Annotated in this window: 15 protein-coding genes and 1 riboswitch; of the genes, 8 read left to right on the forward strand and 7 right to left on the reverse strand. The window is 46.3% G+C overall.

The annotated features are described in order from the left end of the window. Window positions 1-95: 95 nt before the first annotated feature. The 4 genes from menB to TW84_RS09795 are packed head-to-tail and all read right to left on the reverse strand — an operon-like array spanning window position 96 to window position 4,793. Complete coding sequence (gene menB, locus TW84_RS09780) at window positions 96-962, reverse strand: 1,4-dihydroxy-2-naphthoyl-CoA synthase (protein ID WP_045975472.1); 867 nt, start codon at window positions 960-962, stop codon at window positions 96-98. Between the two features lie 29 nt (window positions 963-991). Continuing rightward, a complete protein-coding gene (menH, locus tag TW84_RS09785; protein WP_045975473.1) occupies window positions 992-1,777 on the reverse strand; it encodes a 2-succinyl-6-hydroxy-2,4-cyclohexadiene-1-carboxylate synthase in 786 nt (261 codons plus the stop codon). Beyond that, window positions 1,767-3,485 carry a 2-succinyl-5-enolpyruvyl-6-hydroxy-3-cyclohexene-1-carboxylic-acid synthase gene (menD, locus tag TW84_RS09790; RefSeq protein ID WP_045975474.1) on the reverse strand — a complete coding sequence of 573 codons (1,719 nt, stop codon included), beginning with the start codon at window positions 3,483-3,485 and terminating at the stop codon, window positions 1,767-1,769. The genes menH and menD overlap by 11 nt, the downstream gene beginning before the upstream one ends. Further along, on the reverse strand, window positions 3,486-4,793 hold the full coding sequence (locus TW84_RS09795) for an isochorismate synthase (protein WP_157634027.1): 1,308 nt from the start codon (window positions 4,791-4,793) through the stop codon (window positions 3,486-3,488). 219 nt (window positions 4,794-5,012) lie between these two features. Here TW84_RS09795 and TW84_RS09800 point away from each other — a divergent pair, with 219 nt between their 5' ends. The 3 genes from TW84_RS09800 to TW84_RS09810 all read left to right on the forward strand — a co-directional run bounded on the left by TW84_RS09800 (window position 5,013) and on the right by TW84_RS09810 (window position 8,467). Then, window positions 5,013-6,227, forward strand: coding sequence for a pyridoxal phosphate-dependent aminotransferase (locus TW84_RS09800; protein ID WP_045975476.1), 1,215 nt, complete (start codon window positions 5,013-5,015; stop codon window positions 6,225-6,227). 71 nt (window positions 6,228-6,298) lie between these two features. After that, complete coding sequence (yfbR, locus tag TW84_RS09805) at window positions 6,299-6,898, forward strand: 5'-deoxynucleotidase (RefSeq protein WP_045975477.1); 600 nt, start codon at window positions 6,299-6,301, stop codon at window positions 6,896-6,898. A gap of 252 nt (window positions 6,899-7,150) precedes the next feature. Continuing rightward, complete coding sequence (locus TW84_RS09810) at window positions 7,151-8,467, forward strand: anti-phage deoxyguanosine triphosphatase (protein WP_045975506.1); 1,317 nt, start codon at window positions 7,151-7,153, stop codon at window positions 8,465-8,467. A gap of 30 nt (window positions 8,468-8,497) precedes the next feature. Here TW84_RS09810 and TW84_RS09815 read toward each other — a convergent pair whose 3' ends face one another. Together TW84_RS09815 and TW84_RS09820 are read right to left on the reverse strand one after the other, a co-directional pair. Beyond that, on the reverse strand, window positions 8,498-9,508 hold the full coding sequence (locus tag TW84_RS09815; protein WP_045975478.1) for an adenosine deaminase: 1,011 nt from the start codon (window positions 9,506-9,508) through the stop codon (window positions 8,498-8,500). Between the two features lie 82 nt (window positions 9,509-9,590). Next, window positions 9,591-9,690, reverse strand: a riboswitch (purine riboswitch). 104 nt (window positions 9,691-9,794) lie between these two features. Further along, entirely contained in the window at window positions 9,795-10,400 is a 606-nt protein-coding gene (locus TW84_RS09820) for a tRNA-uridine aminocarboxypropyltransferase (RefSeq protein ID WP_045975479.1), read from the reverse strand. 3 nt (window positions 10,401-10,403) lie between these two features. Between TW84_RS09820 and rrtA the strand changes: the two genes are divergently transcribed. Both rrtA and TW84_RS09830 read left to right on the forward strand, forming a co-directional pair. After that, on the forward strand, window positions 10,404-10,970 hold the full coding sequence (gene rrtA, locus TW84_RS09825) for a rhombosortase (protein WP_045975480.1): 567 nt from the start codon (window positions 10,404-10,406) through the stop codon (window positions 10,968-10,970). 101 nt (window positions 10,971-11,071) lie between these two features. Next, window positions 11,072-12,520, forward strand: coding sequence for a DEAD/DEAH box helicase (locus TW84_RS09830; RefSeq protein WP_045975481.1), 1,449 nt, complete (start codon window positions 11,072-11,074; stop codon window positions 12,518-12,520). Between the two features lie 61 nt (window positions 12,521-12,581). Here TW84_RS09830 and sohB read toward each other — a convergent pair whose 3' ends face one another. After that, the gene (gene sohB, locus TW84_RS09835; protein WP_045975482.1) at window positions 12,582-13,643 is read right to left on the reverse strand and encodes a protease SohB; all 1,062 of its coding nucleotides are present in this window, start codon (window positions 13,641-13,643) and stop codon (window positions 12,582-12,584) included. An 88-nt stretch (window positions 13,644-13,731) separates the two neighbouring features. On the opposite strand from sohB, the gene TW84_RS09840 reads away from it, so the two are divergent. The 3 genes from TW84_RS09840 (at window position 13,732) to TW84_RS09850 (ending at window position 16,682) form a co-directional block, all read left to right on the forward strand. After that, on the forward strand, window positions 13,732-14,475 hold the full coding sequence (locus TW84_RS09840) for a YciK family oxidoreductase (protein ID WP_045975483.1): 744 nt from the start codon (window positions 13,732-13,734) through the stop codon (window positions 14,473-14,475). Window positions 14,476-14,601: 126 nt separating this feature from the next. Beyond that, complete coding sequence (gene imuA / locus TW84_RS09845) at window positions 14,602-15,279, forward strand: translesion DNA synthesis-associated protein ImuA (RefSeq protein WP_045975484.1); 678 nt, start codon at window positions 14,602-14,604, stop codon at window positions 15,277-15,279. A gap of 2 nt (window positions 15,280-15,281) precedes the next feature. Continuing rightward, the gene (locus tag TW84_RS09850) at window positions 15,282-16,682 is read left to right on the forward strand and encodes a Y-family DNA polymerase (protein WP_045975485.1); all 1,401 of its coding nucleotides are present in this window, start codon (window positions 15,282-15,284) and stop codon (window positions 16,680-16,682) included. Window positions 16,683-16,692 lie beyond the last annotated feature (10 nt).

The raw sequence follows: 16,692 nt of genomic DNA on the forward strand, positions 1-16,692 counted from the left end.
ATACTGTTGTTTATTTGATAGCTTTTGATTTAGACGGATAACCAAAGATACTCTGTTAAGCAGCTTTGCTTTCACGTTATAAACCGAACAACACATCAAGGATTACGAGGGAATTTATTAAAGTCTGGTCGACGTTTTTCATTAAACGCATTGCGACCTTCCTGACCTTCTTCTGTCATGTAAAACATCATGGTTGCGTTACCGGCTAATTCTTGGAGACCAGCCTGGCCATCACAATCAGCATTTAGGGCCGCTTTCAAGCAGCGTAATGCCATAGGGCTATGTTGCAGGGTTTCGCGACACCAACGGACGGTCTCCTTTTCCAATTCGTCAAGTGGCACCACCGTATTAACCAGCCCCATATCCAATGCTTCTTTAGCATCATAGAAACGGCATAGGAACCAGATCTCACGAGCTTTCTTTTGACCGACAATTCGAGCCATATATGAGGCACCCCAGCCGCCATCAAACGAACCAACTTTTGGTCCAGTCTGACCAAACTGAGCGTTTTCTGCGGCAATCGTCAAGTCACACATCATATGCAATACGTGACCACCACCTACAGCCCAACCCGCAACAGCCGCGATAACTGGTTTAGGGCAAGTGCGGATCTGGCGCTGGAAATCAAGCACGTTGAGGTGATGAGTACCTGAATCGTCTTGATAGCCGCCGTAATCGCCACGGATCTTTTGATCACCACCCGAGCAGAAAGCCTTTTCGCCAAGTCCTGTCAAAATGATCACACCAACGCCTTCGTCATAGCGAGCATCCGCTAGCGCATTGATCATTTCTTTTACGGTTTGAGGGCGGAATGCATTGCGTACTTGAGGGCGGGCGATGGTAATTTTTGCGATACCATCTTCGGATTTGTGGTACTGAATATCTTCATATTCACCTGTGCAATCGTTCCAGTGTACTGGTGCGTATAGTTCTTGTTCTGAAATACCGACTGTTTTTGCCATGGTGATTCCTGTTTGTTGACGTTGCGCTGTTAGAGAAATGCGCGAATTTGAGATTTAACAATAGCGGTAAACGCTTCAGGCTGTTCGATGTGAACATTATGCCCCGCTTGCTCTACCTGGCTATAAGACAAACCGCTCTGTTCGGCCAAGCGGCTGAACTTACTGTCTTTTTCACCAAAAATGTAATGTACTGGAATGCTCAAGCCTGTGAGTGACTCAAGCAAATAATCTTGTTTTGCTAATGAGGTTGCCATCAACATTTTGCCAACAGATGGCCCTAGGTTAGCACTGCGTTTGTGTATGAGTGTTTGTCTTTGCTCATGGTTTAGTGAACTAAATACCGGCTGCTGATACCAATCGCCTAACACTTGTTCAATTGGCTCATGATGAAATCGCTCAGCCCAGCGAGAGTCATTGTTTAAGCGAGCTGTTTTTTCTGCTCCACTACACAATCCAAAATGTCCACCTTCAGAAATAAGCATTTGGATATTGTGTGCAGAAAAATACTGTTGAGTGAGCCCTACCATCGCAATTCGAGCTCCCATTGAATAACCCACTAACACTATAGGTGGTCGGTGAGGAAATTGAGTAAGTAGGACGTCAGATATTTGATCGCAGCACGTTTTAAAATCGCGACAATGCATCAATTTGCTCATCCCATGACCAGGAAGGTCAATACATAAAGTAGGGTATTCGGGAAGTAATTGCGCACAGCGGTCCCAATCATCACTGCTACCAAATAGACCATGTAGGTAAACAATCAAGGGCGTCGAGCTGTCATTGCTCGTATTGTTATAAAGATGGCTATAAAGCATGAACGCGCTGAGTTATCTCTTTCAGGTGTGAGGAAGCTTGTTCAGGCGGTGTTTGTATCTCTAGAAGAAGTGCTCCTTCACCCTGTTGTAAATGCTGACCAACTAACTCAGTGTATGCGGCAAGAGTGGCTGGTTTTTGGTATCGAATACCAAATTGCATCGCAGCATGTTCGAAGGTATAACCATGAGGCATCTGATATAGGGATTGTTTCTGCGCTTGTGGGACAGGGAGCAAATCAAAGATAGCCCCTCCATTATTATTAATGACCACGATAACAACCGGTGTTTTTTCCTGAGTCAATAGAGACAAAGAGTTAAGGTCGTACAGTGCCGACGTATCACCAATGAACAATACACTGGGCTTACGAGTGGCCCGCACAACACCCGTTAGAGTCGCAATCAAACCATCGATCCCTGATGCACCTCGGTTGCTATAGGTGTCAAGGTTTGGCATCGAACCAAACATATCCACCAGCCGCACAAACAGACTGTTTGCCAAAAAGACCTGAGCTTGCTGAGGTAATACTTTGATAGATTTAGCCAGCGCAACCTCATTCACTGACTGCTGATTTTGCTCATATTGTGAAGATAACATTGCTATACGCTCAGAATAGCGCTCTAACTCAGCCGCCCAACCATAATGGGCACTTTTGTCTTCCGTAAGCTCTTTCATCCAACTCTCAATCCAAATCCCTATTTCCACAACATGGTGAGTTTGTGGCAAGTGGCTTTGGTTGTTGCGCTCGACACACGAAGAAACAAAATGATAACCCGCTTGTCTGGATTCAACTTGCTGAGATATCCACTGAATGAGCCGTTTTGACACAATTCGCGAGCCAAACTGTACAATGACATGAGCCTGATTCATCACTTCTTTCGCAGAAGGGTTCTGCAACCAAAGATCATAGTGTGCGAAAGGCGATGAAATCCCCGATTGAGGATCGCACAAACATGGCCAGCCCAGTTTTTCCGCCAGCCGTTGCGCCTGCTGCGTTTCCTCTAGAGTGACACTGCCAACGACCATCACTCCCGGCTTATCAGATAAATCGGCATAGTGAAGAGAGGGCAATGACTGAGTTCGAGCCTTGCAACTATAAGGCTTGTCAGAGTGAGACCAAGATTTTACTTCATCGAGATACGCCTGAAATATTCCTTTCGATTCAGAGCCATACAAAGGCTCAGGAAACGGGCAATTGATGTGAACAGCTCCACCTTTCTCAGCTTGTTCAAACATGTGTTGGTCAATGGAAGTTAGGAGCCACTTCAGCGATATGGAGTCCGAAGGGCTTGGTAACTCAAGGCTAGAGGTGACATGAGTTGAGAAAATCCCAGATTGATGGATCGCCTGATTGGCCCCACAGTCAATCAATTCTATGGGTCTGTCTGCTGTCAGAACCACCAGCTTTTCACCCGTCAGTTTAGCTTCGGCAATCGAAGGCAGCAGATTTGCTACCGCTGTCCCCGATGTCACAATCAGTGCAACGGGCTTGTGGCTCGCTTTTGCTAGACCAAGTGCGAGAAAACCTAAACCACGTTCATCAAAATGCGTATGAAGATTCAGGTTTGTATTTTCTTGCGCTTCTAGCGTTAATGGCGTTGAGCGTGAACCTGGGGCAATACACACCTCAGTGACACCGAGACGATATAACTCTTCAAGCAAGGTCTGACACCAAATACGATTGATAACGGCTTGGTTTTGATTACCCATTTACGACGCGACTCCCAGTGGAGGAATATCGGCGATCAGTGATAGCAAGGTCGACATTTTCTTATCCAACTCCTGCCACTCATTATCCGCCACAGAACCCGGAACAATACCCGCGCCTGCGAATAATTGCACCTCTTCACCAAGAATAAGAGCACTGCGTATCGCCACACAAAACTCCGCACGCTGATGGCTAATAAACCCCATCGAGCCGGCATACCAGCCACGCGCAAAGGGTTCATTGTTTTGGATAAAGTCCATCGATGCCTTACGTGGTAATCCGGCAACCGCTGCCGTCGGTTGTAATGCCGCCAGCAATTGAACGCCATTAATGCCCGATTTAAGGTGTGCATGGATACTGCGTTTAAGATGCTGAACTTTTCTCAGCCTAACCAAACGGGCTTCTTGCTCAACCTCAACATGCTCCGAGTGAGGCGTTAGTCGATCAATAATGTCATCGACGACATATTGGTTCTCATTCAGGTTTTTGCTGTCTTGTGATAACCAGTTTGCCAACTCCATATCGTGGCTGGCGTTGTCGCCTCGACCTATCGTACCCGCCAAAGCTTCAGTGTAGAGCTCCTGCCCTTGTCTGGCATACAAACGTTCCGGTGTAGAACCTATAAAGCTATGCTTTTTATCCAGAGAGAGCATAAAGTGGAAGCTATGGTGGTTTTGCAGATAACTTGATTTGAGTAGCTGCGCAGCACTCACCGTGCTGTCCATATGGATGGACGTTCGGCGAGCCAGTACCACTTTCTTAAAGTCATTATTTTCAATACCAGTCAGGACTTTCTCAACCAGCTCAGACCATTGCGGTTTCTCCGGTATGTGACTGATGCTTTTGATCTGCGCGGAGACTGGCCGTAAAGCACCAACTTCAATTTTAAGTTTACTGAGTCCGGCTAATGTACGATGTTTATCGGCTGTCAGGTTGACGGCTAATGACCAGCGGTTATCAAAACGAATTAGCTCGATTTGTGGTAGGAAGAAAAAAGAAGACATGCAACGACGATTTTTTTCGGTCTGTCCGTCAAAAGAACGTCCACCCCAGATACGTTGTTCATCTGCCAGAATCGTGTAGGCTGGAGCAGGGTCGACAAAAGTATGTAACTGCCCCAATGCCACCACTTCTTCACGGGTATCGCGAGACTGCCAATAAAACTTTGGAAACAGCGGCTGGGACTCCAGCCAATCTATGAATGCAAAATCTGGTTTTTCCTCAAGAACTTGAACCAGACGGTTTACGCCGTCTTCTGCATCCTTTACGCGTTCGATCAGTTCAGTAACGGCTTGATGAAAATGTGACAAATCAGCCTCGTATGCCTGGGGATTTTTATTCATTTTAGATCGCTACTCTATTAATAGACCTTACCCAGATCAAGGTTGTAGCCCATCTTTTGCATAATCCTGTGATTGCAAACGAACAAAGCGCATACAAAAAAGCGTAATAATTCAGTTTTTTATTCTAACAAAGCCCTTTTTGATGTACTTTAATAAAGAAATACAATCTCTTTTAGGTTTTACACAATGCAAAATATCGGGATGTCATCAAAACTCGATAATGTCTGCTATGACATTAGGGGGCCTGTACTCAAACATGCTAAGCGTATGGAGGAAGAGGGGCATAAAATACTGAAGTTGAATATCGGTAATCCCGCTCCATTTGGATTTGACGCCCCAGATGAAATCTTGGTTGATGTCATCCGTAACCTGCCCACTTCACAAGGTTACTGTGACTCGAAAGGCATCTACTCTGCTCGTAAAGCCGTCGTTCAACACTATCAGCGTAAAGGCATCCGTTCTTTAGATGTCGAAGACGTGTATATCGGTAATGGTGCATCGGAACTTATCGTTATGGCGATGCAGGCTTTGCTCAACAATGGCGACGAGATGCTGGTTCCCGCACCAGATTACCCGCTTTGGACAGCATCTGTAGCCCTATCTGGCGGAAAAGCTGTGCATTATCTTTGTGATGAGCAAGCAGACTGGTATCCAGATCTGGATGATATTCGCAACAAGATAACACCGAATACTCGTGGCATTGTCCTCATCAACCCTAATAACCCAACAGGTGCAGTTTACAGCCGCGACTTTTTATTAGAAGTGATTGAGATTGCACGTCAGCACAAGTTGATCATCTTCGCCGATGAAATCTACGATAAAGTACTCTATGACGGTGCCACACACACCTCTGTTGCGACACTTTCAGATGATGTTTTGACCGTTACCTTCAACGGCTTATCAAAAGCCTATCGTGTCTGTGGTTTCCGTGGTGGTTGGATGTTCCTCACCGGTCCGAAGCATCTCGCTCAAGGGTACGTCAATGGCTTGGATATGCTGGCTTCTATGCGCTTGTGTGCCAATGTACCGATGCAACATGCCATTCAGACCGCACTGGGTGGTTATCAGAGTATTAACGAACTGATCCTGCCCGGTGGTCGTTTATTGGAACAGCGTGACCGGGCTTTTGAACTGATCAACCAGATTCCAGGGGTTTCCTGCGTCAAACCTAAAGGCGCGATGTATCTGTTCCCGAAAATCGACACTAAAATGTACAACATCAAAGATGATCAGAAGATGGTACTCGACTTCCTTATTCAGGAAAAAGTGCTGTTGGTTCAAGGCTCAGGCTTCAACTGGCCAAAGCCTGATCACTTCCGCATTGTGACCCTGCCACATGTTGAAGATCTCGAAATGGCGATTGGACGCTTCGAACGCTTCCTGTCGACGTATAGCCAGTAGTAATTAGATTCGATCTTTCATATGCTTAAAGAGCACTCAGAGAGTGCTCTTTTTTATTAGGAGGAAGATCCATGACAGAGAGTAAGTCTAAAGAAAGTCATTTCTTCGCTCATCTTGCTCGTATGAAACTGATTCAGCGCTGGCCCTTGATGCGTTCTGTGTCAACAGAGAATATCTCAGAGCACAGTCTTCAAGTCGCTTTTGTCGCCCATGCTCTGGCATTAATTAAAAACAAAAAATATGGCGGTAACCTCAACCCTGAACGCATCGCCTTACTGGGAATGTACCACGATACCAGTGAAGTACTCACTGGGGATCTCCCCACTCCCGTCAAGTATTACAACCCAGAGATAGCAAAAGAGTATAAGAAGATAGAATCCGCAGCGGAAAAAAAACTGCTTTCAATGCTGCCTGAAGAATTTCAGGAAGATTTTGCGCCTTATCTGGTCTCTCAAGCTGTGTATCCAGAAGATGAAGCGATCGTCAAACAAGCCGATACTATTTGCGCCTACCTCAAATGCTTGGAAGAGCTCAGTGCAGGTAACCATGAATATGCACTAGCCAAAAAGCGCCTTGATGTCACTTTGCAAGAGAGGCGAACCCCTGAAATGAACTACTTTCTTACCACATTTGCCCCAAGCTTCGAATTATCTCTCGACGAGATTAGTTAGCTTTATTTCTTAAGTAATCGTAGTTTTACCAATAATTTAGAGGGAAATATCAATACTATAATCGCAGAAAAGACAAATATGCTTGAAAGCTGGGACAAAAAAACTAGCGCAAGAGTGGTTGAAAACACGACCTTATTTGGCTTTGCTCTCAGCATCGTACTCAAGCACAATAAAGCTATGCATCTCTAGCAAGGTGTTAGGCACCGTCGCTAAAGCGCTCTATTATTCATGCAGTTAAAGGCCAAAATTCATATGAGTTCAAACAGTAAGCGGCTATGGGAACAACGTCACGATGATGAACATAAGATTCGTCGCGACGATCACCGCAGTCCTTATCAACGTGACAGAGCGAGAATTCTTCACTCCGCAGCGTTTCGACGTTTGCAGGCAAAAACTCAGGTTCACGGCAACAGTTTTGACGATTTTCACCGCACTCGACTGACCCACTCTCTCGAAGCGGCTCAGCTAGGAACGGGGATCGTTGCGCAGATAAAGAAGAAACAGGCAGAATTTCGCGACCTTTTGCCTAGCGATAGCTTAATCGATTCGCTTTGCTTGGCTCATGATATTGGCCATCCACCCTATGGGCATGGTGGTGAAGTCGCCCTTAATTACATGATGCGTGAGCATGGCGGATTTGAGGGAAACGCACAGACATTTCGCATCGTGACCAAGCTTGAGCCATATACCGAACATTTTGGTATGAACCTGGCGCGACGAACTTTGCTTGGCCTGATCAAATACCCAGCGCTAATCAGTAAAACATGCGCTGATGTCACTCCAGACAGTGTCTCTCACCAGCGGAAGCTTAAAGCAAAAGAATGGGCACCGGCCAAAGGTTTATATGACTGTGACCAATCCTTATTTGACTGGGTACTAGAGCCGCTTAGTGAGACAGATAAGCAGTTGTTCAGCCAAATGCGTGATGAACAATTGACGGAGCGTCAGCATAAAAAGACCCGCTTTAAATCCATCGACTGTTCTATCATGGAACTCGCTGATGATATTGCTTATGGAGTGCATGATCTCGAAGATGCGGTAGTGCTTGGCATGGTGACAAGGCATCAGTGGATAGAAGGTGCGGCGAGTTTGCTTTCAGAATGTGGTGAACCTTGGTTTGAAGCCCATATCGACTCCATTACAGATATGCTTTTTTCAGGAACTCATCATCAGCGCAAAGACGCCATCGGTGGTATGGTGAACGCTTTGCTAACCAGTATTTCTGTTAAGCCCGTTGATGCACCTTTCGAAAGTCAACTGCTGGCGTTTAATGCTTATTTGGAACCGGAAATGGCCCAGGCGCTGGAGGTCCTTAAGCGCTTTGTCAGTGAGTATGTGATTCAGGTACCTCATGTTCAAGTTGTCGAGTATAAGGGACAACAGATCATTATGGATATCTTCGAAGCGTTTAGCGCTGATCCTGAAAGATTACTGCCCACTCCAATTCGTCATGAATGGCAGCAAGCGACATGTGAGAGTGAAGGCTATCGTGTGATTGCAGATTATATTTCTTCAATGACTGACGGCCATGCTCAACGGCTGCACCAGCAGTTGTTCTCATCTCATTAACAGAAAGCGGAGCTTATGCTCCGCTTGTTTTTAACACCTGTCGACAAATTCATCGAGCTGGCTCATTAGACGTTGCTTCTCACTGTCACTGATAAAACTCGCTTCAATCGCATTGCGACTAAATTGCGCCAACTCTTCTTGCGTCAACCCATGACTGTCTGCCACAGCAAGGAAATTGTCGTTCATGTAGCCACCAAAATAGGCCGGATCATCTGAGTTGATCGTCACACACAGCCCTTGCCGCAATAAATCGACAACATTGTGTTGCTTCATCTCCTCAAATACTTTGAGTTTAGTATTGGACAGTGGGCAAACCGTCAGCGGCATACGCGACTGAGCCAGCGACACCACCAGATTCGGATCATCGGCACAGCGCACGCCATGGTCAATACGCGACACCTTCAATAATTCAAGGCTGTTATAAATGTTGGCCACAGGCCCCTCTTCTCCTGCGTGTGCGACCGTGAGAAAACCAGCCTCGAGTGCTTTGGCAAAAACACGAGCAAACTTCTCTGGCGGGTGACCCACTTCCGATGAATCCAGACCTACACCAATGATTTTATCTTTATGTGCCAATGCTTGTTCCAAGGTGACAAAGGCACTGTCTTCATCCAGATGACGTAAAAAACATAGGATGACTCGACTACTAATACCCAACTGCGTCTGCGCATCTTGCAAAGCGCGGTGAATACCGTTGATCACAGTGTCAAACGCGATACCGCGCTCAGTATGAGTCTGTGGGTCGAAAAAGATCTCGGTGTGAATAACATTGTCAGCCTTACAGCGCAGTAAATAAGCCCAAGTTAAATCGTAAAAGTCCTGCTCATGAATCAATACGTTGGCGCCTTGATAGTAGATATCAAGGAATGACTGAAGGTTAGTGAACTCATACGCGGCTTTGACCTCTTCAGGCGTGGTAAATGGCAGCGCGATTTGATTGCGTAATGCGAGTTCAAACATCATCTCAGGTTCAAGTGAACCTTCAATATGCAGATGCAACTCAACTTTCGGTAACTGACGAATAAATTCTGTTTGGTTCACGCTTGTCTCCCCATTCAATTCGATTGGTATTCAACAAACGCTTTTCTCTTGTGAAGATAAACAGGCATACAAAGAGAAAAGCGCAATGCACTTCACTCTTCGTAATCTGAAATTTGCGGTTTCAGGTAGAGACTCCCACACCTTATCAGTGGGATTATACGAAGCATCGTTTATGACTTAAGCGCCATAACTAAACGATTGCGCGTCATTATATTCTGACAAAGATTCACTGTACAACGCTGCGCTTGAAAATAATTTTAGACCTCAAATGACGAGTTTGCGTTTATTACCGGTAATTTTTTTCAAACACACCGGGCGGCATCTGCTTGATTTGAAAGTCAATCATGTTATTGAACGTATCAAGTAATGGGGTGAAGTCTTGCTCTGGTTGCAGCAAAGTCAGGATATGGTAGCCAGCTTCCACAGTAGACAAGCTGTTATCACTGGGCGCTTTGCGAATACGGTAATTGCCCTGTAGGTTCTCTGGCAAACGTACTAGAGGTAATGCCTGCAAATTCTCAGACAGTTGCCACATTTTGTACGCTTTTTTCCACGTGCCATCGAGCAAAATAATCCGCACTTTGCTTTCTCTGAAGAAGGCTTTCGCCACCTCTTCATGGCTGACAGACACTTCTCCCGGATAAAGCACAAAATGTTGACAACCTTGTTCGTCCAACAACTTATTCAGCTCACTATGCTGAGTAAAATTTTCGCCTTCAAACAGGTAACTATTCTCCAGTGAGAGTCTGAGAATACGCGCAGTGCCCATAGGCCTGTTTGTTTCTGTCGGATGCTGTAAGATGACCAGCTCAACATTCGATGCTAGGCTTTGTATCCACTCACAAATACAAGCTTTGAGTGACTTACCACATTGAGAACAATATCGGGACATAGCGTGCGTTTACTTCTTCTGTTAATTGCTATCAGCTTAGTCTGCCTAGGCGTGCAGTTCGAGCCTTTAGCCAGCCTGACATACTGGCATCATCTACTTATTTCTGAAGGCCAGTGGTGGCGAATCCTAACAGGAAATTTCACCCATACCAACTTTGCTCATTTAGGCATGAATCTGGCCGGCTTGTGGGTTATCACTTATCTGTTTAAGCCGAAGGTAACTTCTCTACTCTGTGTATTGTTCGTGACTAGCTTATCCGTGGGCATGCTCAACCTGACAACAAGTATGACTAGCTATGTCGGTCTTTCGGGTGTGCTGCATGGCATCTTCGCCTATTATGCGCTTCAAGAGTCCCTACAGGGTCGTAAAGGTAGCTGGTTACTTGTCATTGGTGTACTGGCCAAAGTAGGTTGGGAAATGACCATGGGCGCATCACAATCGACCAGCGAGTTAATCAATGCCCGTGTGGCGGTGGAATCTCATCTGTTTGGTGCCTTGACGGGTCTAGTACTTGCATTTTTCATCACGACGCTAAACTTTCAGATAAGGCTCAACCGCTCTCAGCGATAATTTCTATTGATGTTCCTGACCAAAGGCCTCAGAATGGCGCCCTTTTGCTGGCGGTCTATTATCGCCTGAGCATTTATCTCACCTTAAACAGAGAACAATTTATGGGTTTTACCGCTTTAGGCCTTTCTGCCCCACTCCTCAAAGCCATAGACGAACAGGGTTATGACAAACCATCTCCAATTCAGGAGCAAGCCATTCCTGCAGTGTTAGCCGGTAAAGATGTCATGGCAGCGGCTCAGACTGGCACGGGTAAAACCGCAGGCTTCACCTTGCCGATTCTAGAGAGACTAGATAACGGCACACGAGTCAAAGGCAACCATGTAAGGGCACTGGTGCTGACACCAACTCGTGAATTGGCGGCACAGGTTCAGGAAAACGTGTTTAAGTACAGCCGTTATCAACGTCTGACGTCGAATGTGGTATTCGGTGGAGTGAAGATTAACCCGCAAATGATGAAGCTGCGTAAAGGCACAGACGTGCTTGTCGCAACTCCAGGTCGATTGCTCGACTTATACCAGCAGAATGCGATTAACTTCTCCCAGTTGGAAGTTTTAGTGCTGGATGAAGCGGATCGCATGTTGGATATGGGCTTTATTCGCGATATCCGTAAAATTCTCGCACTACTTCCTGAGAAGCGCCAAAACCTGCTGTTCTCTGCCACTTTTTCTGCTGAGATTCGCGAACTAGCCAAAGGTCTAGTTAACGATCCGGTCGAAGTCTCTGTTAACCCTGAGAACTCCACTGCAGTCACCATTGAGCAATCTATCTACCCAGCAGATAAGCGTAAAAAAGCCCCGATGCTGGTTAAGCTCATCAAAGACGGCGATTGGAGACAAGTTCTGGTCTTCAGCCGTACTAAACACGGGGCGAACCGACTTTCTCATTACCTTAATGATCAAGGTATTACGGCGGCGCCTATTCATGGTAACAAAAGCCAAGGCGCGCGCACCAAGGCACTGGCTGATTTTAAATCTGGAGAAGTGCGTGTATTAGTTGCCACAGATATTGCCGCACGTGGTATCGACATTCCTCAACTGCCTCAGGTCGTCAACTTCGAACTGCCACACGTAGCAGAAGATTATGTCCACAGAATTGGCCGCACTGGCCGCGCAGGTGAAGTTGGCAAAGCGATCTCTTTAGTTGAAGCCGCAGAAGCCAGTGAACTATTTGGTATTGAGCGACTCATCCAGCAAGTATTACCTCGTTTGGAGCTGGAGGGCTATAAACCGGTCAATGTGCTACCAGAGTCTAAGTTGGACACTCGCCCAATCAAACCTAAGAAACCGAAAAAGCCTAAGAAGCCAAAAGTCGACCATGCCGATGGTCAGCGCTCAGGTGACAATGCTCGTGGCCATAAGCCAGCGGGGAAAAACAAGCGTCATTTTGGCCATAACAAACCCAACAGTGATGGCTCCAAGAGTAATAATGGTAGCAAACGTAAGGACGGCAGTTCTAATAGCAAAGCTTCTAACAATGCTGGCAATAATGGACAGAAACGTCGTAGACCAGCGAACCGCAAGCCAAACCATTCGCAACCTAAAGCACAGTAACCCAATACACAAAGCCCCTCAGTTGAGGGGCTTTTCATTTAACTAAACAAAAGAAGTCAGCTTACACGATAGGGCGCTGACCACGATCAATCAGCTTCATCAGTACGTTATCAGCCGCTTCACCTGCCAGGCCTGCCAGCTTAGATGTCAGCTTTTTCTTCTCTACGTAGTGAATCGCTAAGACTGTTTTATCTTTGCACGCTTCCACAACCAGATCATCAGAGGTTTTGATTTCATCAACCAGACCCAATGAATGCGCCTGAGTGCCAAACCAGTGTTCACCAGTGGCCACTTTATCTAATTCAAGTTCAGGGCGACGCTCGCGAATAAAGTCTTTAAACAAGCCATGTGTTTCTTCAAGTTCTTGTTTGAACTTATCACGTGCTTTATCAGTGTTCTCGCCAAACATGGTCAAGGTACGTTTGTATTCGCCCGCTGTTAGCTGTTCATACTCAATATTGTACTTTTTGAGCACTTTATTGAAGTTAGGCAGCTGGGCAATCACGCCGATGGACCCTACGATTGCAAATGGTGCTGAAACAATCTTGTCAGCAATACATGCCATCATATAACCGCCACTGGCAGCCACTTTATCTACTGCAATGGTCAGTGGTAACTTAGCCGCCTTAATACGATCAAGTTGAGACGATGCCAAGCCGTAGCCATGTACCATACCACCACCAGACTCTAGGCGTAGTAGTACTTCGTCCCCTTCACGAGCTACCGCGAGAATTGCGGTCACTTCTTCGCGTAGTGACGCGACTTCTTTGGCGTCAATGCTGCCTTTGAAATCCAGAACAAACAGGTGAGGCTCACGCTTGCTGTCCAAATCACCGTCTTTTGAAGCCTGCTTGACTTCTTTTTCACGGGCTTTTGTTTTCTCTTTCTCTTGTTTCTTGTCTGCCTTATCACGCGCTTTGAGAAACGCTGAATCATGCAGGTGATGCTCAAGCTGCTCAACGGTGTTTTTATGCTGATCCGTCAAGTTGGTGATCTCCAATTCACCCTTTGCAGCACCATTCTTCCCCCCTACGGCTTTGGCTATTACAAGAATCGCAATCACTGCGACTACAACAGTCACAATCTTGGCTAAAAACAGCCCGTAGTCCAACAAAAATTCCAATGTGATATCCCCTAATGTGCGAATTAGTGTATTGTAACCACCATCTTACGGATTCATAAAGCAGAACATTACAATAAGGATGCATGTCGTGGATTATTCCATTTCCTCAGACGCTTTAAAAGACAAAGTCATTCTCGTGACAGGTGCCGGTGACGGCATCGGTAAACAAGCCGCAATCTCGTTTGCTCAGCATGGTGCCACCGTCATTCTGTTAGGTCGTACCGTGAAAAAGCTTGAGCAAACTTATGATGAAATCGAAGCCGCTGGCTACCCTCAACCAGCAATCATTCCTCTGGATATGAAAGGCGCAAGCAAGCAAAACTATATTGATATGGCCGATACCATTGGTAGTCAGTTTGGTCGGCTTGATGGAGTGCTTCACAATGCCAGTCAACTGGGTGTACTGAGCCCATTTGATCAGATTGGTGAAGACACTTACGACGATATCATGCAGGTTAATGTTAAAGCCCAGTTCTTGATGACTCAGGCAATCCTTCCGCTATTGCATAAATCAGATGATGCCAGCGTTATCTTTACATCATCAACGGTTGGCCACGCTGGCCGTGCTTTCTGGGGAACTTACGCGATATCTAAATTCGCAACGGAAGGCATGATGCAGATTCTGGCGGATGAATTGAGTGATACACACATCCGTGTCAATGCGATCAACCCAGGTGGCACACGTACGTCCATGCGCGCGAAGGCTTACCCAGCGGAAGACGCTGAGTTGCTAAAAACGCCATTGGATATCATGCCGCTTTATCTTCACCTAATGTCGAACGAGAGCAAACACGTTCGTGGTCAGTGTATTGACGCACAGCCGAAGAAATAGAAAAAAATCTCTCATATATTCAACGCCTTGTGGAAACACAAGGCGTTTTTTTATCCACTTATGCAGCCCTTCACTTGCTGATAAATAATAATAATTTATACTGTATATATATACAGGTAAATTGTTATGTATGAACTGATCGAACATCTTAAGAAAAAACAATGGCTTTGGCAGGGCAATCACACTCCGGAGTCCAGAGATCACCATTCGACAGGCTTTGATCTTCTGGATCAAAAACTGGAAGGCGGTTTTCCCATTTATGGCGTGGTGGAATTGCAAACGACTCCCGGCATCGGAGAGCTTCGCCTGCTACTCCCTCACCTTAAAAACAGCAGCCAAGGTAGGTTATCTGTATTCATACAACCACCTGGACACCTGTCTGCGCAGTCTATGACAGCAGAAGGGCTCGATCTGAACCATGTTCTGCTGATTTATCCGAAAACAGAGAACGAAGCCTTATGGGCGGCAGAGCAGTGCCTGAAAAGCGGCGCTTGCAGTAACGTGCTGCTTTGGAATTCGGGGCTGGAAGTCCATCATGCTCGTCGACTTCAGGTCGCCAGTGAAACTGGAAATTGCCTGTCGTTTTTGTTTAAAACCGCACAGCGCACTCTCTTTTCTCTGCCCGTCAGTTTGAGCATGACGCTACTCCCCCACTCACTTGGCGTTGAAATCACCATCACTAAGCGCAAAGGTGGGTGGCCACATGCCAGTTTTGTTCTGGATATGAGTACACTCTGGCCTTCATTAACAGAGTCCAGACCTGAACCTGTTATTCTTCCTTTCCCACTGCGTAAGCAAGGCTAACGATGCAGGTGTGGTTGTACTTGCATTTCCCGACTCTACAACTGGATGCGCTGTACTCTGAACAGGCTCAGCAGCCTTTGGTAGTAGTTGATTCCAAACGTTTCCAAATCGTGCAATGCAATTTCGCCGCGCACGAACAAGGTATTCGACCGGGAATGGGACTGGGCAGCGCTAGCGCTTTGTGTCACTCGCTTCAGGTCCACCCCTATGATGAGAAGGTAGAGCAACAGACCTTACTGGATATCGCTCAGTGGTTGTATATGGTGACCTCTGATCTGGTGCTCTTTCCGCCACAAGGGTTATTGCTAAAAGTCACAGACATGCTGTCACTCTATGGTGGGCTGGATGCTTATTGGCACCGAGTATCACAACATTTACAGCAGCTGAGTATCCAGTATCAGTACGCTACTGGTTTTTCTCCCTTCTCTGCCATTCTGCTGGCAAAGTCTGGAAGTGCATTGATCAGCCAAGATAGAACTCAGCTCTGTGAAGCACTTAAACCCTACCCAGTTTCAGCCACTGAGCTTGACAGTAAACAGGTTGAAAAACTCTCTCGTGTGGGAGTGTTAACCCTCAACGATCTGCTGGAACTGCCGATGCAAGAGGTCGCCAGACGTTTTGATATCGATTTGGTTAACTATGTCGGACGACTGATGGGTCAGTTTAAACACCCAGTAAATTTCTACCACCCACCTGAACACTTTCAAAGTTACCTTGAGTTGTTGTTTGATATCGAAAATATCCAATGGTTGGAAAAACCGTTATTAAAGCTGCTAAAAAAACTGGAAGGCTTCCTGACATTACGTAATCAGGTTGCATACGAACTTGAGTTGACTCTTCATCAACGCGATCGTGGCGCTGGTGTGATTGCATTTACTTCAGCCTGTGGAGATTACTTCGCTCAGCGCTGGGCTAAGCTTTGTCAACTGACAATGGAGTCCATTCAACTTGATGCTCCAATACAAGGCTTAACTCTGAAAGTGGTACGGAGTGGCGAACTTGAGTCCACCAGCCAAGACATTTTCGCAGGACGCAAAGGCCAACAAACGGAGCTGGAGTTGATAGCTACACTACAAGCTAAGTTGGGTAACAACCAAGTCCTTAAAGTCGCACCAACAGATGATCCTAGACCAGAGAAATCGATGTCATTGTGCGCCCCCGATCTCCCCATTCCTACTAAAGTTTCGCTCTCTGGTTTACGCCCATCTTTAATGCTACCAACCCCAGAGCCTTTAACAGAAAAGGTAAATGTTATACATGGCCCTGAACGCTTTGTGACTGGCTGGTGGGATGGTGATGAAATGACGCGTGATTATTTTATTGCGCGCAGCGACAGTGGACGTTGGCTCTGGATATTTCGTAATCAAGAAATGCAGTGGTTCCTGCACGGACTATTTAGCTAAGCGGAGATGC

Source organism: Vibrio neptunius (assembly GCF_000967495.1).
GTDB classification, from domain to species: Bacteria; Pseudomonadota; Gammaproteobacteria; order Enterobacterales; family Vibrionaceae; genus Vibrio; species Vibrio neptunius.